This window comes from Lacipirellulaceae bacterium (assembly GCA_040218535.1).
Lineage (GTDB): Bacteria > Planctomycetota > Planctomycetia > Pirellulales > Lacipirellulaceae > Adhaeretor.
The window spans coordinates 85,609-107,734 of record JAVJRG010000012.1; the positions used below are offsets into that span (position 1 = coordinate 85,609).

The 22,126-nt window shown below is 53.2% G+C and carries 15 protein-coding genes; 6 read left to right on the forward strand and 9 right to left on the reverse strand.

From position 1 onward, the window contains the following. Positions 1-26: 26 nt before the first annotated feature. The 4 genes from RIB44_14345 to RIB44_14360 form a co-directional block, all read right to left on the reverse strand. A complete protein-coding gene (locus tag RIB44_14345; protein MEQ8617749.1) occupies positions 27-1,196 on the reverse strand; it encodes an ABC transporter permease in 1,170 nt (389 codons plus the stop codon). Between the two features lie 64 nt (positions 1,197-1,260). Continuing rightward, positions 1,261-1,821, reverse strand: a complete 561-nt coding sequence (locus RIB44_14350) for a hypothetical protein (GenBank protein ID MEQ8617750.1) — start codon at positions 1,819-1,821, stop codon at positions 1,261-1,263. Further along, complete coding sequence (locus RIB44_14355; protein ID MEQ8617751.1) at positions 1,818-2,516, reverse strand: cation transporter; 699 nt, start codon at positions 2,514-2,516, stop codon at positions 1,818-1,820. The genes RIB44_14350 and RIB44_14355 overlap by 4 nt, the downstream gene beginning before the upstream one ends. A 184-nt stretch (positions 2,517-2,700) precedes the next feature. Continuing rightward, entirely contained in the window at positions 2,701-3,234 is a 534-nt protein-coding gene (locus tag RIB44_14360) for a hypothetical protein (protein MEQ8617752.1), read from the reverse strand. Between the two features lie 451 nt (positions 3,235-3,685). Here RIB44_14360 and RIB44_14365 point away from each other — a divergent pair, with 451 nt between their 5' ends. Continuing rightward, positions 3,686-4,717, forward strand: a complete 1,032-nt coding sequence (locus RIB44_14365) for a hypothetical protein (GenBank protein ID MEQ8617753.1) — start codon at positions 3,686-3,688, stop codon at positions 4,715-4,717. A 353-nt stretch (positions 4,718-5,070) separates the two neighbouring features. On the opposite strand, the gene RIB44_14370 is transcribed toward RIB44_14365, so the two are convergent. Then, entirely contained in the window at positions 5,071-7,233 is a 2,163-nt protein-coding gene (locus tag RIB44_14370; GenBank protein ID MEQ8617754.1) for a CHASE2 domain-containing protein, read from the reverse strand. A 163-nt stretch (positions 7,234-7,396) separates the two neighbouring features. Here RIB44_14370 and RIB44_14375 point away from each other — a divergent pair, with 163 nt between their 5' ends. Then, a complete protein-coding gene (locus RIB44_14375) occupies positions 7,397-8,476 on the forward strand; it encodes a hypothetical protein (GenBank protein MEQ8617755.1) in 1,080 nt (359 codons plus the stop codon). Positions 8,477-9,501: 1,025 nt separating this feature from the next. On the opposite strand, the gene RIB44_14380 is transcribed toward RIB44_14375, so the two are convergent. Next, positions 9,502-10,416, reverse strand: coding sequence for a hypothetical protein (locus RIB44_14380; GenBank protein ID MEQ8617756.1), 915 nt, complete (start codon positions 10,414-10,416; stop codon positions 9,502-9,504). Between the two features lie 62 nt (positions 10,417-10,478). After that, positions 10,479-10,895, reverse strand: coding sequence for a hypothetical protein (locus RIB44_14385; GenBank protein MEQ8617757.1), 417 nt, complete (start codon positions 10,893-10,895; stop codon positions 10,479-10,481). Positions 10,896-11,163: 268 nt separating this feature from the next. Here RIB44_14385 and RIB44_14390 point away from each other — a divergent pair, with 268 nt between their 5' ends. The 3 genes from RIB44_14390 (at position 11,164) to RIB44_14400 (ending at position 18,538) form a co-directional block, all read left to right on the forward strand. Then, entirely contained in the window at positions 11,164-12,036 is an 873-nt protein-coding gene (locus RIB44_14390) for a zf-HC2 domain-containing protein (protein MEQ8617758.1), read from the forward strand. Between the two features lie 40 nt (positions 12,037-12,076). Continuing rightward, positions 12,077-14,473 carry an efflux RND transporter periplasmic adaptor subunit gene (locus RIB44_14395; GenBank protein MEQ8617759.1) on the forward strand — a complete coding sequence of 799 codons (2,397 nt, stop codon included), beginning with the start codon at positions 12,077-12,079 and terminating at the stop codon, positions 14,471-14,473. Between the two features lie 72 nt (positions 14,474-14,545). Beyond that, positions 14,546-18,538, forward strand: coding sequence for an efflux RND transporter permease subunit (locus RIB44_14400; GenBank protein MEQ8617760.1), 3,993 nt, complete (start codon positions 14,546-14,548; stop codon positions 18,536-18,538). 311 nt (positions 18,539-18,849) lie between these two features. Here the strand turns inward: RIB44_14400 and RIB44_14405 are convergent, their stop codons facing one another. Further along, a complete protein-coding gene (locus RIB44_14405; protein MEQ8617761.1) occupies positions 18,850-19,398 on the reverse strand; it encodes a hypothetical protein in 549 nt (182 codons plus the stop codon). Between the two features lie 475 nt (positions 19,399-19,873). Between RIB44_14405 and RIB44_14410 the strand changes: the two genes are divergently transcribed. Continuing rightward, complete coding sequence (locus tag RIB44_14410; protein ID MEQ8617762.1) at positions 19,874-20,455, forward strand: RNA polymerase sigma factor; 582 nt, start codon at positions 19,874-19,876, stop codon at positions 20,453-20,455. 14 nt (positions 20,456-20,469) lie between these two features. Here RIB44_14410 and RIB44_14415 read toward each other — a convergent pair whose 3' ends face one another. After that, complete coding sequence (locus RIB44_14415; GenBank protein MEQ8617763.1) at positions 20,470-22,035, reverse strand: TolC family protein; 1,566 nt, start codon at positions 22,033-22,035, stop codon at positions 20,470-20,472. Positions 22,036-22,126: the final 91 nt, after the last annotated feature.

Sequence of the window (22,126 nt, forward strand, 5' to 3'; positions counted from 1 at the left end):
CGCATCACTGCGTTAGTAGCGGTTGATTAAATGGACTTAATGGCTTCGACCACAGGCAGTCGCATTGCTTTGACCGCAGGGGGCAACGCCCCGACGACCCCAAGTAGCGCTGCGACACCACAGGCCACCGCTATACCGACGCTATCGACTGAGAGCATGAAAGCCCCCATCGTGAAGCGAACGGCAGTGCCATCCACAAGCAGCAGTCCCGCAACACAGGCGACAATCGCTCCGGCACAAGCGAGCAGCGTCGCTTCTTGTACGAGTGTCAGTAGGATGGCTCGCCGACGAAAACCGAGGGCTTGGAGCGTTGCGAGTTCGCGTACCCGACCCACCACAGCGCCATACATCGTGTTGAGTCCGGCGAAAATTCCCGAACCGGCAACCAATGCCACGACCACCCAGCCCAACATGCGAACTGGTTTGTAATGTTTTTGAAGAGAGGCGTAGTAGCCACTCTCCGACACGGCTTTAAGTTCCAGATCAATCCTCTCGCGGCAAAACAGGTCCACATCGGCAACGCCATCAGGCGAATCCATTGCTACCGCAACCATACTCAGGTCTTGTCGTTTCAGTGCGGTTTGCAAATCCGCCAATGGCGCCCAAATCTCTGACTCAAATGCTGAACCCGCCGCGGTGAAGCTTCCGCTGATCGTCCAGGTTTGCCCGTCAAAGCTGACTTGTTGCCCAACGGCCAAATCATCTTCCTTCGCTCCGAGTTTTGAGTGAGCGAGGCGTCCAACCATCACTTCACCACTTTGCGGCCAAGTGCCTTCCGTTAGCTGAACCTTGTCTCGCACCAGAGGAGTGGTGGTTGTAACACCACGAACGAGGCCCATTCCTGGTTCACTCATGCCTGATGCAGTGATACGCGTTGCCAAATAAAGCTCCGGCGAAACGTACTCCACGCCATGCTGGCGACGCACACCGTCAACGCTGGCCGACAATAAGGAAGGCGTCCGACCAGGAATGGACGAGTTCTCAATGTCTGCACCCGAAGATAAAGCATAGACGAGCACTACGTTCGGATTGCCCGTTGCCGCGAGAGACTTCTCAAGGCCACGGATAAAACCCACGACGACGAGCACTAGCAGCACCACGATCGTAAGACCGCCGAGTGTGAGCGCACTGCGGGACGGACGGCGGAACAAGTTCCGCACGCCGTAATCCCAAGGCAGTAGCTTTTGACCTAACATGGTTGCTGTCTCCAGTGTGCGTGATGCCCAAGTTCGGGTTCAGCAGACGATTGCTCGACGGTTCTTACTTGCGAATAAAGACGCCCTTGGCCAGCATCACAAAATTCCCGGTCTTGTCCTTCTTAGCGATCCCCTGAACCACGACCATGTCGGACTCTTTCAAGCCGAGCAGTTCACGCGAGTCCATTGGCACGAGCTTGCCCTGTGAATCAACGACTTTCACGAGCGTGGTGCAGCTTTGGCGTTCCAAGGCGCAGCAGTCTCCCGTGCATAGTTCACCCTCTTCGTCAGAATCTTCTCCCTCGGCTACGACCGACATCGAAGCATCAAGCATCGTGAACGCCGCACGGCCATCGACCCAGGGCCGCGCCGTTCCACCAACTCGGCCCACCAGCACAATTGGGGTGCCATCCTCTGCCGACTCACGTGCGGCGATAACGCCGACCGCACCTTCGGGTTCTTCCTCTAGTCGATACTGACTAGCGTCGATGTTGGGTACAGAACTCGAAGCCACAGCGGGCGATTCGGTCGCCGTGCCACAGCCAGTCGTCATTACTAAGCCGGTGAAAGCTACTGCCAACACACAACAGAGCGTGCTGGCTGATGTTTTTGCTGAGTTACTCATCGAGAAATCCCTCCGACTCGGGGTTGTTGGGCTTGGTGATGGGGCTTCGCGGCTGCTTTGGACGCATACTCAACTCTGAGTTCGCCATGACTGCCGAAGATGGCCAGTGGTCGTTCTTTGACCTTCGATACGGCGTCTACTAAGGCCCACGGCGAGAGCTGCACATCGCGGTGCGTCTCCACAAACAGCATTTCCTTTTCCATGTCCACGCTGACCCTCGTTACGCTCTTGAGCGTGTAGAGTTGAGCGGCAATCTTTTTCGCACAGCCCTTGCAATGAAGATTATCGATCACAATAGTCAGTGGCGATGCGACACGTGGCTGCGGAATTGCCGGATCGACTTCGGGACGGAGCAGCGTGTAAGTCGCCTCAGCGGTGACTAGCTTCGTCGGTGTTCCCTCACCTCTTTCGACGGCGTGCCAGAGTTGGCCGAGCATTGCGGGGGTTGGCTCAGGCAGCGAAACTGTCAGCGTGCGTGACTTCATATCCACGCCCACTTCCTTGACGCCACGTGTGGCGTAGAGCTGTCCCGATACCTTGCGGGCACAACCAGCACAGCACATTGCCTCATCAACAATCTCCACCTGAGTCGCAGCCAAACGCGAAGCTGCGACCGCAGCATTCGAATTGAGCGCGATGACGCCGGTCGCCAACGCCGTAATAAAGCCGTAGGTTCGGTAGCACTTCCTGTGCATAATCTTCTCCTTGAAAGAAATTGGACTGACGGTAAAGGTTCACTGCACGCGACAAAGCGCAGCAAGAACTGCCAGCAAAACGAGAAGCAAGGTATCCACGACTGGCTCAATCGACACGCCCCTTAAGGGACGGCTTTGAGCAACGGATACGCAGGCGGCAAGCAGAAGGCTTGCGGCATAGAAATCAGATTAGAAAGCGACAAAGCGAAGCGCAACGCTCTGGCGAAGTCTGTGCGAGCAGACTGTTAGTACTGTTGTACGGCTCTGCATCAACGCTAATGGCGACAGATGTGCAGCAACCACTCGATAGCAGAACGATTAACTGAGCTACGCTCGATTCCGACGGCCCCCGAGGCAGCTCCAACGGCTGCGGCGTTTGGTTGCACCAGCAGTCAGGAGGACAAGGACATGAACCGTCTTGATGAGCCAATCCGCTGTCATTATCGACCAGCTTCGCGGTCGAAGGCTTCGCAGCTATCCGGGGAGCGGGCGAATTGCATGAGTGTGAACAGGTCGTTGCCGCAGACTCATCCGCGTCATGATGCTCACACGATTGGCCCGTAGCGACTTCCGCACATCCGCCCAATTGGCAAAGCAGATGCGTATGCTCGACGCCAGACAACAACGCGAGCGCTACCCCAAGCAGGGCAACTCCACGCTTCAAGTTGTCGTAACGACGAAACACGCTGGTCTCACTTTTGGATGGTCTGGAAGGCATGCGTACCTACCTAATCAATCGGTTCGGCACAATCCATTAGTTTAGACACTTCTAGGCTACCAGACAAATCCAGTTGGATTCCTCGAAAAATGCTCACACGAGGCTCGGGGGCTTCACTTTTCCCACGCCGTAAGTCCATGTACCCGAGAAGCTTATGTTTCCAATGTGCCGATTGCTAGAGCTGATGGAGTGACGCCGGAATGGTTCGCTCAGCTAGCTAGCACTCGTGCAGCTAGATCGGGAATGCCACGCCAGCTAGAATGAGGGCGACAATTTATTTTGACGCGTATCCACGCTCAAGCTCCGCCGAAAATTACGACCGGTGCCTGTTGGCACTGTTTTTTTGCGAGCACTTGCCGTGGCCGCTCCCCGAACGGGGAGTGCGGCCCTGCATGCTCGTACAGGGTGTCGTAACCCTTCGGCGGAATGCTTGTGTCGCACTCCCTTTTTCATGGAGCGGCTCATGCCTTTCGCCAGACCCCTGATACTTACCCATCTCGTAGTCTTAATTCTCAATGCTTCTTCCGCCTGCGGACTTGCAGGCACCATCATCAATGGTGATGGTCTCAGGGGTGGCCTTCGCTGGGATGCCAAGCCGTACTCAATTGGAGGCTTTGAACGTTCGCTTGATGGCGGACTTCGCTACTCGCTACAAGGAGGCTCATACGAAGCGCTCAGGAATCGCTTCACCTGGGATGGTGATGCTCCGTCGGTCTCTGCATTCGCTGATGCAGTGAAACAAGCCTTCCGCGCTTGGGAATCTGTAGATCCCGTAACCGGACTTGGTACCGACATACGCTTTGTTGAAGACCTAGCTACGCCCGCTGACGGAGATGGTAGCTTCGGATCGGTGAGTTTCTTCGGAGCCGAGATTGACATCTTCGGCTACGACGGAGGGGCTGATGGTATGGATGGCTTTGCTGCGTGGAACTTCTCGAACAAGCCTGCAAACCTCACATCTGGGGTAGATAACTACCCTGGCAGCACAACCTTCATTGGTGTAGACATCTCAATGAACTCCAACTCTGCGAAAGTATGGAAGCTAGACATTTTCAGAAGAGTGCTCACTCACGAGATAGGCCATGCAATTGGGCTAGGCGATCTTGAGAGCGACATCAATCCAGATTTTATTGACGACAACTTCGATGGCTCGGATGCCGATTCTGTCCGAGCGACGCTGACAAATTCTTGGGCCAAGTTGGTGAACCCTTTTGACCCTGCTTCGTCACCGCTTTCGGTTTATACAGTGCCACAGGGTGATCCCGGACTTCAAACAGTCGGCATCGAACTCCTGATGGAAAGTCGTGCAGACGATGATCCCCTCGGTAATCCAGCATCAAACTTAGTCCCGCTGATGAATGATGACTATGGTATGCGACAGTTTCTTTATCCTGTTCATGTTCCAGAACCAGCATCTTTGCTGCTTGTTGGAATCGCTTCATGCCACATCATGACTTGCTCAAGACGGACTAAATCAGGCTAGTAGCTCCACCCCTAGAGATTTTCTAGTCGCCAGAAGTGCTAACAAGTACGGTAGGATGTGAGAACGCATAGTTTGAGTTCATTTCACACATTCATAAAACCTTTAGTTCGTCGGGTTTCTGCCGACTAATTTACTAATGAGAGCGGTATCTGAAGTATTGACAACAGTCAGACGAAGCCAAAATGGCTCCGCTATACTTGAGTACGCCATAGCGATTGCCTTGATCAGTCTTCTCGCATTAGCTGGCATCAGCTCAACTGGGCAATCCGCAAAGAAGAACTTCCGATGCATTGGTAAGAATCTAAATGGCATTCAGTGCGACAATGCCGGCGGTCAAGGAAACGATGGATAGGTTACTCAATAAGCAGGTGAGCGATGCGTTGTGCTCGACCGCTTCTGAGAATCACCTCAACCAAGCCTCCTAGAACGACAACAACTGCGACGCCAGTCAGAGGGATGAAATAGCCCTGAAAGAGCCAAACGAACTGGAGCGTTGGCAGCAATACCGCTGACGCTACAGTCGCTGCTAGAAGATTCTTGTAATTTAGCAATCGAAACCCGAGAGCGAGCAAGAATACCAGCCATGCACCCCCGTAAGCAATAACCTTTGAAGGAAGGCCTCGAATCCAGTCGCCTTGCAAGAGGTTTCCAAGCATTGTAGCGTGAATCTCGACACCAGCCGTTTTGCCAGAATACGGGGTCTGAAACATATCTGGTCTAACTGACTGCGTTGGTAATGTTCGGTGGAAACCAATCAAAAACCAGGAGTCTTTGAATGGCTCAAGCTCGGCATCTGAAAGCGACAGTACGTCAGCAAAAGAAACGCTTCGAAGCGTTCCGTTCGGGCCGTAGTAGTTGATTAGATCATTTGATGAGGGTACTTGGTGATACCCGAAGTTCTCATCACCGAAAACAACTGGTGCAAGCGGAGGGTAGTTAAAACTGCTACTGCCAACGAGTGGAAACTCGCGAATCACTCCGCTACTCTGTCGAATCCCAATCGAGAAGACTCCCGCAGCAGCTTCTTGAAATTTAGGGATTGGGAGGATTCGTTTCGTTGTAGTACGAATCACTCCGCTGGAAGTTGCCCGTACACGGTGCTGGACACCCTCTGCGATGAAGGTTGGAGAATGAGCCATCGCAGCAGCTAACTGATTATCGGTAGCCAGCTCGGTTTCCTCCTTGAAGACAAAATCTATGACGATTCCACGGGGCTTCGCATCAGCTAAGCGCTGAAGGAGTCTTGTTTGAAGCTCTCTTGGCCAAGGCCTTAGTTCTGACGCTCCTAGTCGCTCATAGCTCTCATCATCTATCCGAACGACAACGATGTTCTTGGGAGGCGTTGTCGCTCCACGCAGCATGAACCAAGTGTCAAGGGACCAAAGGTTGGCTTTTCCTAAGAGGCCGTTGGCTGGCGTCACCAGAATTAAGTAGCTGAGAGCTAGAAACGTTGCCGCTATAAGATTCTGCCGCACAACGCTTAGCTCAGACCAAAAGCGACTCAGGAAGTTCCAAACTCGTTGGATAAGCCTCTTCTGATTTTCAGATTTCTCCTTTCGAAGGTGCCTCATCGCATCGTCGTTGGCGATGATGCCCTCAGTCTTCAACTTATCAGTTAAAAGCACTACAAGCTCGCGAGCGGTCTGGTAGCGGTGATCGGGTGACTTTGCAGCGCACCGCCTAACCATCGTCTCAAACCAGGAGGGGGCAGTCGCCCCAAACTCACCAAGGGTAGGAAGACGCTCCGCGATGTGCTTTCCGGCCAAAGCGACGTGGCCATCGGCTTCAAACGGCTTCTTTCCGGTTATGAGTTCAAACGCAACTATCCCAAACGCGTAGATGTCCGCACGAGTATCGAATCCCCCACTGCTGAATAACTCAGGAGCCATGTAGTATGAGGTTCCGAGGGCATTGCCAGTCTGAGTAAGGCCCTGATCCTCAAATAGCGACTTTGCGATACCGAAGTCGGCTAACTTGATTGCTCCGGCTTTGGTGACCATTACGTTTGATGGTTTGAGGTCGCGGTGAATTATTCCTTCGGCGTGAGCAGTGTGAAGGGCGAGAGCAATTCCGCGAAGAAACACAAGTGCTGAACCAAGACTGAAGGCACCTCGTTCTTCAAGTGCATCGGCAAGAGTCTCTCCCTCAACATACTCCATTACGATGAATCGCAACCCGTCTGAGGACGTGCCGCTATCAAAGACACGAACAATGTTTTTATGAGAGAGTTTTCGAGCCAAATAGACTTCTTGGTCGAATCGTTTGAGGTGATTCTCGTCTCTTGAAAGCCCCCAAGAGAGCAGCTTCAACGCCACTCGTTGATTACGCAGGGCTAAGTCCTCGGCCATGTAGACTGAGCCCATACCTCCTGCACCAATTTTCTTCACTATCCTGTACCGCTCCGCGATCACAACGCCGTCGAAAAGCTCCACATTTCCCTCACGGTTTACGTTTGCAACAGATATTAGTCGAGAGACTATGGTTGAGCAAAGGTAAACACAAAGAACAACGCTCACAGCTCGCCAGCAGGTGAATTGGCGTGTGTGATTAGCGAAGAAACGGTATCAATCAGCTAATACTAGATCACCAATTTGCGTCCATCTGCTGCACTATTGCACGCTCGTTGAATGCTTGCGAATAACTCTCACAGAACAGCAAGCTGCTTAGGGGAGTTATACGATGGAAATTGTCAATGCAATCTTTAGACGAGAAGAAGGATCACCAGCGAAATTATCCGACGCTGATCTTCCATCGCATAGAACAGCTACACGTCTCCACTCTCCTGAGCAAGCAATATTTCTAGCTCGTAACGTAGTTGACCGTATTCAATCTTACAGAGATGCTTTCGTCAGGCATGGAGTAGATGGACCGGCAGCGGACTTGCTCGTTGATTGTGCGGGCAACCCTCGGGTCATTGGAGCAACCTACCGAGCAATAAAGGAAAGTCTTCCAGAGGTAATCAATCTGGAAGCCCTTACCTTGCTAGTGAGGTCAGCGGAAGGCAATCCTCAGAACGTTAGAGATATAGTATCTCGCTATAAGAAAATTGAGGCTTCACTAGGCATCGATTTAGACTCTTTCGGAGGATTATCTACGGAGGAGCGCGAAAGAGTTGTAGCAGATATATGCCTCGGAATGACATGCCTCGGAAACAAAGACTCCGAAATGTCAGTTGCACCGCAAAAGGCTTACGACATGCTTATTAACATGTACGGACGCTATAGGGATGTTGGGATGTCTCCTTTAGTATCCGCTAACATGCTGAAGTTCTATTCAGAACCAGCTGTCTGCACTAGCACACCTAAGCAGCTTCACGATCGCCTTGCCTATATCGAGTCATGTATCAGCCCGCGTGCTATGGAAGACAACGTATATTCAGCCGCAAATATATTCTTTCAAAGCCACTACGCTCAGATGCCCCTAGATCGAGTTCTGACGCAGTTCACAGCACGCGAAGAAGCACTACGGCAGAATGAAGATTACCTTCCAGGAAATGCAAGAGCTTGCCTGTTCGTCTGCCTAACAGCTGAGATGATGGCCGCTGCCTCGCCCTATAGCTTGGCGGAAGCAATGCAAAGAACGTGTGCCCTATATCATGTCCTTCGTAGTGAAGGAAAATCGAGTGCCCTCGCATCGACGATGGTCCAAGCGTCGATAAGCTATGCTCCACCACAAGCAGATGACGCTAGCCCCACTAATGACCCAATTGATAGAATGGAAGAAGAACGAAGAAGAATTTTGGAGGGAGCATTGGATTAACCAGAAGTTTACATGTATGAAGAGCGTCTCGCAGACACCGGCTTTCTTAAGTCCAGAGTTTGATCGGTGCCCAGCGTGAGATATATCATTGAATGTGCGAAGGCCATTACCACTATGCCTTGCCATCAAATAGAAACCCAACCTCGCACTTCAGGTTGCTGCAAATAACATCAAGAGTTCGCAGCGTGATGTTAGCTGACTGGCTTTCTATTCGACAAACAGTTGTCCGGTCAATCCCGAGCCGTTTTGCGAAATCTCCTTGGCTTTCGTTGCCTCGGAGTTTCTTCATTGTGATCGCTAGCTTTCTGGCCAGTTCTGCTTTCATCAGGCAAGCTAATCACGTCTACCTGTGAACATGTGCACATTCCTTGAATACCTCTAAGGTGCACTGGCATCTTATACGTAAATTCACTGACTGGAGGCTCTTGGCCACGATAATAATCTGTGATGACAGCGAGTTATGCCGACGCGTTTTAAGGCTCACCATCGAGTCGATGCGTAATGATGTGGCATGTGTGGAAGTTGCAACGGGCGCTGAACTACTCAACTACATTAAGGCGAACGAGCACCCAAGCTTAGTTTTCTTGGATTTGAGAATGCCCGATAGGGACGGCTTCAGAACGCTAGCGGACCTTCAGGCAATGGAGGCCAGCTTCAAGGATTTGAAAATAGTAGCCTACAGCGTACTCGCGTCAGAAGCGGATAAGGTTCGGTCGCTGGAAGCAGGCTTTGACGCATTCCTTGGCAAACCTTTTAGTCGCTCTGAGCTAACGCTGCTTCTAACCAATTTACTTGGAGGAGAGACTGGTGGCTTCTCATAGAGTAAGCTTGCCAACACTGCCTGTTGCGAATGTGTTGGAGGCCGTTTAACAGGTGCATTCATGCAGCAAGTATTAATCCTGGTAGTGTCATTATTTAGCGAATCGACTTCGAAAATCATCACGTTCCACGTTCCAATCGCAATACGTTATCGTGAAACTGGAATTGATTGGGCTTGCTGTGGCTAAGCACTCCATTTCTTAAAGTCATTCAATCGTCGGCGGCTTTACTCCCATCTTCTTAAGTTTAATGAGATACGCGTCTGGATCGGCATGCAACTTCTTTGCACAGCCGGCACAGCAAATGTAGACAGCCTGACCTTTAACATCGACCTTGAGCGGAGCACCCATCCCGCCGAGCGGCTCATCCATTACCGGACACACCTTTTGTGCGTCGATCGCCTGGGCATCGGCTAGCGTGGCTTTGAAGACTCCGGGGCGGACCTGCTCGCCTTTCGCCTCGTAGTACTTGGTAAGGTACAATTGCGGCGATTTCTTCACTTTTTCGCTGCATCCGGCACAGCATACGAACAGTGGCTTTCCATCTACCATGACCTTTGGCGGTGCCCCCATAGAGCCGAGCTTCTTGCCGCTAACCGGGCAAGTTCGCTGCAAGCTGACCAGCATTGCATCAGCCAACGTATTGTCTTTCACGATGCCCATCGCATGAAATGAAAGCGGTTGCGCGGCAATGCCATCGAGAGTCACGTCCATATGGATGGTGTGGTCGATGATTTTAGATAGGTCAACGCCGACACCTATCGCGCTGTTCTTGAGCGGTTTCAATTCGTACGGGTACTCCTTGGTATTATCGTTAATTCGCAAGGTTAGCGAGCCAGACGCCTTCGGCGCTGCGAGTACCTTTCCTTCCTTGTCTAGCAGCATGAACATGATGCCTCTGGGGACAATGACGGTTTCGATGGTATGTGATCCAACTGTCGGAACAGTTCCGCCATGTGTCCCCTTTTCGCTCTCGCCGTGGTCGTGCTTCTCCGTTGTGGCATGATCATGTGTGCTGTGCTGGTGTACGGAGTGACCATGCTCTTGGCCGGACACATTGGACGTGATGATACAAGTCGCCACAGCAACCGCTAGTAAGCTCGGAAGGGTTTGCGAAGACATGCGTATATTCTCCGTGAGGGAAGGAAATGGATGACGTGAAATCGTAACCGTTAGCAGCCTGATTAATCGTTGAGCTGAGCTAGGTATTTATCCGGATCGGCGAGGAGTTGGTCTTTGCAACCGTCACAGCAGATCCAAACCGTCTGGCCTTTGACTTCGACCTTTTTCGGCTCCCCCATCGTGCCGAGCATTTCACCGCTGACCGGGCAGAAGTGTTGCTTCATCGCTGATTCGCGATCTTCTTCGGAGAAGCTAGCTAGCGATTCTTTCATTTTCTCCATATCGGTCTTACCCGTATCGTCGCTGTCCCCGTGGTCATGCCCGGCATGGCCATGCTCCAAATCTGCGTGAGCGGTCGAATCTGCTTCGACATCCGGCGTTAAAGCGTTTGGTGTGTCCAACTCGGTAGAACCGCAACCCGAGATGGCTACTATCAGCCCAAATCCGAATACGGCGGTGAGCAAGAGCTTTAGCGGCATGGGTTCGCTCCCAGAAAAACGGTGAACTAGGTCATTGAGGACCCGATGTAGAGTTCGATGCCGATGCTGGGCAATTCTTCACGTGAAATCTGAGAATCTGCGGCCCAGCAGGGTTGGCCGCGTTACTTCCGGTTTCTCGCGTTCAAAGCGTGAAGAAGTAGTGATACCGAGCATCAAAATCGTGTCCTCCAAGATCGCTTCTCGGACCGGCGAGAGCACGGCATAATGCATTTGTCCCTGCTTTGGCCCCCTGAATGGATGTTTCGCCATGAAATGCACCGATATTCAAGATCAACTTTCGGCATTCTATGATGGCGAGTTATCCGATGAGTCGCACGCTAGGATGGCTCAGCATCTGGCCGAATGTGAGTCATGCGCTGCGGAATTTGCGGGCTTCACGGATGTGGCGCGGGCCGTGAGCCAAATGCCTCAGCCGAAGGTTCCACCTGCGATTTGGAAAGGTCTCGCGGTTAAACTGGCCGCTGGAGAATCGAATGAATCGGCCAAACCGCAACCAGTGTCATGCCAAGACCACAACCGGCACTGGTGGACATTGTCCCGACAACTGGCTTTGGCCGCGTCGGTGCTGCTGATGTTGGGCTTTGGATACTGGATGAGTCGCGGTACGGACCACCCTCACTCCGGTGATCAGGCACATGGTGCCGAATTCGTGGCGACGATGGATCATTATTTGAGGCAGCTTCCTGCCGATCCCGACGCGGCTGAGCAGTTCCTCTTGAATAAGTACGATGGACAACGCGTTAATGCGGACGACGCAGTCCATTTAGTTGGCTATCGTCCTGCCGTTTCCAAAGGACTACCGGACGGCTATTTGCTGGCTTCTACTAGCGTTCTCAAAATGCCCTGCTGCACATGCGTCAAAGCAGTGTGTAAACGGCAAGATGGCTCGACTCTCGTTTTGTTTGAACATGACGACGAAAAGGCAGAATGGTTTGGCGATCGTCAGACAAATATGGCAATGTGTGGAGACAAGGAGTGTTGTCTGGTCGAACTTGATTCGAACATCGCGGCCACTTGGAAACGGGGTTCGCGATCATTGACTGCGGTTGGTATTCAGGATGTTGAGGAAGTCAACACACTGGTGAGTTGGCTGGACGCGAAAGTTGAATCAGCACTGTAAGAAGGGGCTCACAAACGAGGAAATGGATAGATCACCCGCAATGAATCGACTTAGTAAGTTCTACCAACAACATCGAAGCAAACTGTGGATTGCCCAGGCAATAGCGCTGCTGGGAATTGGTTTGCTGGTGGGCATGTCGATGCGCGGCGATGGGTTGATGACTCACGGCACGTCTGCCGAGGAAGACCATTCAGGCCGTGCTCATGCGTCAGCCAGCGAATATGAAGCACAAATCTGGACTTGCTCTATGCACCCGCAAATCCGCCGTGACGGACCGGGTAGCTGTCCAATCTGCGGAATGGACTTGGTTCCGGTAAAGAAGTCGGTCGCTGGTGTTCGCACCATTTCAATTAGTTCGGACGTCAAGAAACTGATGAACGTTCAGACAATTCCAGTTGCACATCGGTATGTCACTGCCGACGTTCGCATGGTTGGCAAAATTGAATACGACCAGACCCGACTGGCTCATATTACGGCTTGGGTTGCCGGTCGCTTGGATAGACTATTCGTCGATTTTGAAGGTGTGGAAGTCAAAGAAGGCGACCACATGGCATACATCTACAGCGAAGAACTCTACACCGCCCAGGAAGAGCTGGTCTCCGCCCTGCAATCCAAGGCCGAGCGGACTTCATCACGCTTCTTAGAACCATTGAATCTTGCTGAGTCGGCTCGCGAGAAACTACGGCTGTTGGGCATCACCGATAAGCAAATAAAAGAGATCGAACAGCGTGGAAAGCCGAGTACGCACCTGACAATTTACTCACCCGCAGGGGGCATCGTCGTCAAGAAACACCGCGAGGAGGGCGATCGTGTCCGTACTGGAGATCGCATCTATACCGTGGCCGACTTGGACCACCTCTGGGTGCAGATGGATGCGTATGAATCCGACTTGCCGTGGCTTCGCTATGGACAAGATGTGGAGTTCACCACGGAAGCCTACCCTGGTGAAGTGTTTCATGGTCGCATCGCATTCATAGACCCAGTTCTCAATGAAGCGACTCGAACGGTGAAGGTGCGAGTCAACGTCTCCAACGAAGATGGGCGACTCAAACCGGAAATGTTTGTGCGCGCGGTCGTAAAATCCAAAATTGCTGCCGGCGGACGAGTTCTTGATTCCTCGCTCGCCGGGAAGTGGATTAGCCCGATGCACCCCGAGATCGTCAAGGACGAACCGGGCAATTGCGATGTCTGTGGTATGCCACTCGTGCGAGCCGAGACGCTTGGCTACGTGACAGCAGAACCGAGTGACACGGCCAAGCCGCTAGTAATTCCCGTTTCCGCTGCACTACTCACCGGCACGCGTGCTATTGTCTACGTGCAGGTTCCCGACGCCGAAGAACCGACGTATGAAGGTCGTGAAATTGTGCTTGGTCCGCGTGCCGGGGACTACTACCTCGTTAAAGGCGGGCTGGAAGAAGGCGAACTGGTTGTCACCAACGGCAATTTCAAATTGGATAGTGCTCTGCAAATTTCTGCCAAGCCCTCCATGATGACTCCCGAAGGTGGCGGCGGAGGTGGAGGCCATGATCACGGCGGCGAATCGAAGCCTGCGGCGGACGGCGAGCCGATGCAGATGGCCGAGCATACGGGAATGTCGCTGCCACAGGAATTGAAAAAGCAACTCCATCAAACGATTGAGTCGGTCGAGACAATCGGCGAAGCCATCGAGTCCGCAGAACTTGACGCGATTCGCGCCGGCTTCAATCAACTCGGAAAAGGCATCGCTGGCTTGAAGATTGACCAGTTGTCCGGCGACATGCGAGCGCAACTGGAAGAGTTTGCCATGCTGTTAAGGAACGATGCGATCGAAGGTCAAGCCGTACGGACACTACAAGATGCAGACCGAGTCTTCTTGGTGACGAAGCGACACGCTGAGCGGTTGCAGCAAATGTTTGGGCTATCTCACGCCGGACACCAGATGACTGAAGAAAGCCTCGATGTCCCTGCTGAGTTTCGCACTCAACTCAGCGGGCTCGTTAATCCCTACCTTGCGATATCGCAGGCGCTGTCGGCAGATGATGCCAGGGCCGCAACGAACGCCGTAGCACATCTCCATCAGATCGTCAGCAAAATCAGCGCTCAGTCGTTATCGGGTAAAGCCGCAGAGCGTTGGAAGTCAGAACTCAACAGTCTTTCGACAATTACTGCGCGATTGTCCAAAGCCAGTGATCTCAAGTCGCTCCGTTCGGCCTTCGCTCTCTTGTCGGACCAACTGTTGACGCTTCAACGCATGTTCGGACTGCCCGATAGTGATCAACTCTTCGAGTTGCATTGCCCGATGGCGTTTGAGGGTCGCGGAGCCAGTTGGATTCAAGCTGACGACGCAGTTCGCAATCCGTACTACGGAGCTTCCATGCTCAAATGTGCGGACAAGGTCGAGCCGCTGAGTGATAAAGAGCCGCCACGCGATGAGCACGCCGGGAGCAATCACGGGTAAGGAGGTAAGAAGCGTGCAAACCTCTGAGGCAAAAACGTTTATGGAAACCAACAAAGAGAATACACCGCATTGATGTCTGATTCTACCAATGATGAGATAGCCCCTGATATCCAAAGCGGTCGGCGAACCCTGCTCGGTGGAATCATTTGGTTTTGCCTGCACAACAAGCTCGTTGTCTTCTTACTCGTCTTGGCCATCATTGGCTGGGGCATCATGGTCGCCCCGTTTGATTGGCAGGTCGGTAGTCTGCCGCGCGATCCAGTTCCCGTCGATGCGATTCCTGACATTGGCGAAAACCAGCAGATCGTATTTACCGAATGGATGGGCCGTAGTCCGCAGGATGTTGAAGATCAAATCGGCTATCCGATGACGGTTGCTCTCTTGGGCATCCCTGAAGTCAAAACCATCCGCAGTTACTCGATGTTTGGCTTCTCGACGATCTACGTGATCTTCAATGAGAAAGCTGAATTCTACTGGTCGCGTTCTCGGGTACTCGAAAAGCTCAACAGTCTACCAGCCGGAACGCTTCCCGAAGGCGTGCAGCCAACGCTTGGGCCAGATGCCACGGCACTTGGTCAGATACTCTGGTACACGCTTGAAGGTCAAGATCCAGACGGAAATCCAACCGGCGGTTGGGATTTGCACGAGCTACGAACGATTCAGGATTGGTACGTTCGCTACGCCTTAGCCTCAGCGGAGGGCGTTAGCGAAGTCGCTTCCATCGGCGGCTTCGTTCAGGAATACCAGATTGACGTCGATCCTGATGCGATGCGAGCCGCGAAGGTGTCACTGGCGGATGTTTTTCAAGCCGTCCGCATGTCAAACGTGGATGTTGGTGCGAGGACCATTGAACTCAACAAGGCTGAGTACGTCATTCGCGGGCTCGGCTTCATCGAACATGTTGAAGATATTGAAAAGACTGTCGTCAAGGTGGCTGACAATGTGCCTATCACGATTAAGGATGTGGCGACGGTGACCCTTGGCCCGGCATTGCGTCGTGGAGCCTTGGACAAGGCAGGAGCCGAAGCGGTCGGTGGAGTAACCGTCGTGCGTTACGGATTCAATCCACTCGAAGCCATCAAGAACGTCAAGGAGAAGATCGTTGAGGTCTCGCCGGGGCTTCCGAGTAAGGTCCTCGTGGACTACACGCAGACATCCGCCGCCCAAGTCGATGCGTACGCCAAGGCGAACGATCTTCCTTCCCTCACCGGACCTGATCCGCAGCACGACCCGTGGATTCAACACTTACGCGGCACGCCACGCGACCAGTGGCCGAACTGGATCACGACAAGCCAGGTCCGTGTGGTTCCCTTTTACGACCGCACCGGCGTGATTTATGAAACACTCGGCACGCTCAACACCGCACTCTCCGAAGAAATCCTTGTTACGATCATCGTGATTCTGGTGATGGTGCTGCACCTGCGCAGCTCCATTCTCATAAGTGCGTTGTTGCCTCTGGCCGTCCTGATGGTTTTCATCGCTATGAAGACGTTTGGCGTCGATGCCAACATCGTCGCCTTGTCGGGTATCGCTATCGCGATTGGAACGATGGTCGATATGGGAATCATCCTGTGTGAGAACATTCTCAAACACTTGGACGAGGCGGACCCTGACGAAGATCGCGGCCATGTCATCTTCCGCGCGTCAAACGAAGTGGCCAGTGCCGTTCTAACCGCTGTCTCAACGACCGTCGTCAGCTTCCTCCCCGTGTTTACGATGATTGCAGCCGAAGGAAAACTGTTTCGGCCACTTGCGTTCACTAAGACGTTTGCACTGGCTGCTTCCGTAATTGTCGCATTGACCATCATTCCTCCGGCAGCTCACATCCTCATGGGCGGACGGATGCAGGCGGGCTTGCTTCGCCGCTACTCAATGCTCGCCCTTATCGCTGCCGGAGTGCTGGCGATGTTTTTTGTCTCGTGGTGGGTAGGAGCAATCGTCATCGGACTCGGTCTCTACAAGCTGCTTGAACCTCGCATCCCGACCGAGTACAACCACTATGCTCCTTACCTTGCCAGCGCCATTGCGGTATTGGTTGTTGGCGTGGTGCTTACCGAACACTGGCTACCGCTGGGGCCGCAAAAGGGTCTCACGCGAAATCTATTGTTCGTTGGGCTGCTCATTGGCGGTCTGCTCGGGTTCTTTACGATCTTCCAACGCTACCTCTACGAGCCAATCCTGCGATGGTGTCTCGCCCACAAGGTCATGTTCCTATCGATTCCAACCGCGATTCTGCTGTTTGGCGGTAGTGCGTGGCTTGGTTTTGACCGCGTGTTTTCATTCATCCCGAAACTCGTATCGAATGTCGGAATTGAGCAATCGACGATCCGCCAATCGAAATCGTGGACAGCCGCCAGCGAAACGCTTCCCGGCATCGGCAAAGAGTTCATGCCGCCTTTGGACGAAGGTTCCTTTCTCTACATGCCGACGACGATGCCCCACGCTTCGATTGGCGAAGCAATGGATGTGCTGCAATTGCAAAACAAGTTTCTCATTTCCATTCCCGAAGTGGATTCCGTCGTAGGCAAGATTGGCCGAGCGGACAGTCCGCTCGATCCGGCTCCGATTTCGATGATTGAGACCTTCATCACCTACAAGTCGGAATACAAGACGGACCAGAACGGCAATCGCCTCAAATTCCGCTACGACGAGGAAGCCGAGGATTATGCTCGCGATCAGAAAGGTGAACTGATCGAAGACCCTGACGGTCGTCCGTTTCGGCAATGGCGAGATGAAATCAATTCGCCGGACGATATCTGGCAGAAGATCACTGAAGCAGCCGACATTCCCGGCACCACGTCGGCTCCCAAGTTACAACCGATTGCCGCACGTATTGTGATGCTGCAAAGTGGTATGCGTGCCCCGATGGGCATGAAGATCAAAGGCCCCGACCTTGAAACCATCGAACGCGTTGCTTTACAGATTGAAGGACTACTAAAACAAGTTCCCACAGTTCAGGCGTCTGCCGTGATCGCTGACCGCATCGTCGGAAAACCGTATCTGGAAATCGACATCGACCGCGACGCGATCAAACGCTACGGCCTGCATATCCGCAGTGTTCAGGACGTGATCGAAGTCGCAATCGGCGGACGCCGCATCACCACAACAGTCGAGGGCCGTGAACGCTACCCCGTGCGTGTCCGCTACGCACGAGAACTTCGAGACGATGCAGAATCGCTGGAACGCATCCTCGTACCAACGCCGATGGGGCAGCAAATTCCCCTCGCCCAGTTGGCCAACATTCGCTACGTCCGAGGCCCGCAGGTCATCAAGAGCGAAGACACATTCCTACTGGGATACGTGTTGTTCGATATGAAGGCAGGCAACGCGGAAGTCGATGTTGTGGAAGACGCTCAGGCGTTCTTACAAGAGAAGATCGACAGCGGTGAACTCGTGCTGCCTGCTGGCGTCAGCTATTCCTTTGCCGGAAACTACGAGAACCAACTGCGATCGCAAAAGACCTTGATGGTCGTCTTGCCTCTAGCACTCGGCATCATCTTTCTGATTCTCTACTTCCAGTTCAAATCGGTCATCACCACGTCGCTGGTGTTCAGCGGCATCATGATCGCGTGGTCAGGCGGCTTTATCATGCTGTGGCTGTACGGCACCGACTGGTTTCTGAACTTCAATCTGTTCGACACCAACATGCGGGATCTGTTTCAGGTTCACACGATCAACCTCAGTGTGGCGGTCTGGGTCGGCTTCCTCGCGTTATTCGGAATCGCCACCGATGATGGCGTAGTGATCGCTTCTTACTTGGAAGACAGCTTCCGCCGCGATCGAATCACCAGTGCCAAACACGCCCGCGAAGCCACAGTAACTGCCGGCCTACGCCGCGTTCGACCGTGCCTGATGACCACCGCGACGACGATTCTCGCGTTGATCCCGGTGCTGACGTCTACTGGCAGAGGCAGTGATATTATGGTCCCTATGGCCATCCCCAGTTTCGGCGGCATGGTGATTGCAATCATCACGATGCTGGTTGTCCCGGTACTCTACTGCTCGGTGATGGAGTGGAAGCTCAAGTTCGGCATCGCCGATCCAAGGTTTGCCGAGAACGCATGATGTAGGCGACTGGAAGAGCGATTTCATCTTCTGCTTATCAGAGGGTGCTGGCTATCTAAGCTCGCCGTACAGTTTGTAATTGTGTCTTCTGAAGGCATCTTAGCCAACGGAAGCAGGCAGTGCCGGTTAGGCGACCGGCTTGTACTTCAAATATGTGGTCAACCCTGACAGAGCAACCACGTCGAGGTTCTGCATGCAAAGTTGCACGATACTAGCTCTGACGTGGAACAATCGGCACTGGCTCGTTCTATTCGAGCCAGTGCCGCTGTAATGACCGGGGTTAAAAACTTAAGTGTGCCTCCCGTGCTAGCTCATTGCGTTGACTGCGCCTTGATTTCAAGCAATCGTATCAAGGCATCGTGCTCGGCTTGAGCTTTATCCAAATCCAATAGAATCTGATTGCAGTGCTTCATGCAAGCCAAGCCATCGACCGATTCCTTACAGCATTCCTCATAAAGCAGCTTTTGCTGTTTTTCAGAAGAAGCAAGGTGCTGGTGGATCGTTTTCAGCGGAGCCGTTGCGGCTGGGTCGTTACCTACCTCTTGGCGGACTGTGGCCAGTTGCTGTTGAGCCGTCGTTATATTGCGACCCAATGTTTCTGCATCGGCCTTTGCTACGCTCGGCTGAATCGTTTCCGGGACTCGTGAGTAGTGATAAATGTCCCGCGAGTAGTCCCGAGCGTGACGAATACTCCGCGACGCGCGTTGATTGCTGTAAGAACTGCCGGGGCGTAAACGATCTCCACCCGTAAGGCCTCCAGGGCTCTTCCTTTGAGCCTGGGCGACAGTTGGCCCCGCCGCAACAACTGCGGTGAGAATAATCACCGCCAGGCTCAGCAGTCGCTTCTGTTCGTAATACATGGCACACGTTCTCCTCTGGAATTTGCTCGGAGTTACCGGCCTTCGGAAAAAAGTTCTAACTGCCCGAGCGGTGGATAAAGAGCCGGATCGCGATCCCATCACGGCTGACAGGTATTGCTACATGCACCTCCTGAATATTCGACCACCCTTCAATACCCTATCTGGGTATGCTACTCTGAGATTCTTCGTAGTTTCGGTTGCAACGACCTAACACACGGCGGATCGGGGAACTTGCGTGGATTCCTGATATTGCACATAGGGTTTCAACGGATACGACTCCATGACCGAGATACGACTGCCGTAGCGGACCGAACTGGAACCGATGGAGCTGTGCAGCTACGGGCGGTTGACTCTGCTTGAACTTTTGATGCGGTACATGCCGTTCCCTTCACCAAAAAACAGAAAGCTCACCTGCTGCTTAAGCGTTTCCTCCAAAACTTCACTCTGGACAGTGCCGCAAACGGAGCCCTAGCGTTTGAATGAAGCGAGCCAAAACAACGGAGACCCGTCGATTCGCGAATCGCCTACAAATGCTTCCACCCAGCAATTGGTTGATGCGTGTGTCGCGGGTGATCGCTGCGCGATGCAGCAGCTTTACGAGCAATGCGCTGACAACGTGTACGGATTGATGGTCCGTATGGTCGGGCGGCAGGACGCTGACGATCTTACGCAGCAGGTATTTCTTAGGATGTTCCGTAAACTGGAGCAATTCAACGGGCAATCCAAGCTCGAAACGTGGCTCTACCGTTTGGCAAGCAACGAAGCCTTGCAACATCTTCGTCGTAGCAAACGACGATCCACGGCACCACTTGTCACCGATCCCGCAACAGATGATCCAGACCGGATCGGCAAAGCCGAGGAAGCCGAGCTGCTTGAAACGGCTATGTCGCAGCTCGACCCGGAACTTCGAGCAATACTGATTCTGAAAGAACAGCAGAATCTGTCTTACCGCGAGATCGCCGAGTCTATCGGCATACCCGAGGGCACCGTCGGTTCGCGGCTAAACCGGGCACGGAAACTACTTCGCCAAGAACTTGCGCAACTCGGTTGGGAGTGAGTTCGACCGTCAACTCAACCTCCGTAGGGACACCCAACGGTGCGTTCGATTTGAGCGATCGTCCCAGCAAGTGTTGCCTCAATGCGTGCCAACTGGGTCTCGAACATCAGCAGTTCGCGATAGGTCTCGATCAGCGCGAAGAAGTCGGTTCGCTTGCCGCGGTAATCGGCGAAGGAGAGTTTGAGCGTATCTTCGGTTCGCGGAATAATTCGGTCTTCATAGATACCTGCCTGCTCAACCAAGGCGTCGGCCTGGGCCATCAGCCGTCGCAACTTGCCTTGTATGGCATCGCGTTCGGCTTGTAGCCGTTGCGCCGAACTACTGGTCCGGTTGGCTGCTTCGCGGATGCCAGCGTTGATCTTTTCACGCCATATAGGAAGGGTAAATCCAACCATGAAGCTGATGTTGTCGTGACCGTTCGCCACAGGGCTGATGGCATTCGTGTCGTCATCAATGATTGCGTAATTCAGTCCGAGGTTGAAATCAGGATATTTTTGCAAGTAAGCGAGCCGCTGCTTCTGACGGTCGCGTTGGATCTCTGATGCGATAGCTCGAAGTTCTGGACTGCACTGCTCGGCGAGGGCAAGTAAGCTTTCCAACCGCTCGGGCACATTCCTTAACCCAATGTCTTGCTGAGCTTCGGGGATAAGGGTGACCGGCTGCTGCACTAACGCTGCCAAATCGGCCTGAGCCTGCTCTTTTTGCTTGCGCAACCCTACCAGTTGGTCGTCCAATCGGTCTGCTTCAAGTTGCGCTCGCAGTACGTCTTGCTGAGTGCCGCCACTCTTGTAGCGAGCTTCCGCCACTTGCGTCAGGTCGTCCACTAACTCGCGAGTTTCTTCGACAATCGTGATCGCCCGAGTTGCAAACCAGACTTCGTAGTAAGCCAGACGAACGGATTCGGTGATCTCGCGTTGGATTCGATTGAGTTCTGCTTGCGCTATTTGGACTTCGCGACTGGCGATCGCCGCTTTTGCACGCAGCTTCTCCGGCCACGGGACGCCTTGCCCAAGCTGGAACTGATGCCCTACGCGACCACCGGCCGTCTGCAGAGCCTGGTCTTGAATCGGCCAGAAGGTGTTGTTGAAACTCGGATCGGGCAACGCTCGCGCTTGCGGGATTACATTCGCTGCAGCGGACACGCGGTTTTGGGCCGCTTGGATTTTTGGATGCCCACTTAGGGCCACTTGTATGAAATAATCCACCGGCTGCTGTTGCTCCGCCACCGGAGGAATTAAAGTTAGTTCCATCGGCTGCACAAGTTCTTCTACGGCTTCGGAAGCCGATTGATCTTCTCCCGACTGCTGGCCAGAACCACTGCTTTCTTCCACCTCATTATTGAGATCATTGGGGGAGAGAGACGGCAGACTGATGTCTTCGGTTTGGCTGGCTAGCTGAATTTTGCTCTTCGGCGTAGCTGAATCCTCAGTGGGTGCCTTGGTCCTTTCCTCCTCTCTACCAGACGCAACGCTTTTAGGATTGCTGCTCGATAGCACATATTCCTGCGTCGTTGCACACCCACTGGCGACAATCAAAGCCAGCGTGGCTAGCAGAAATCGTGTTTTTCTGCGAAAATCCATTAGCATTTCCCTGTTACGCCGCATTCACAAAGCGGCTTCGCCAGCCAAATAGGTCTGTAAATTGCTCAATTAGCCAAATTGGACTTGTACC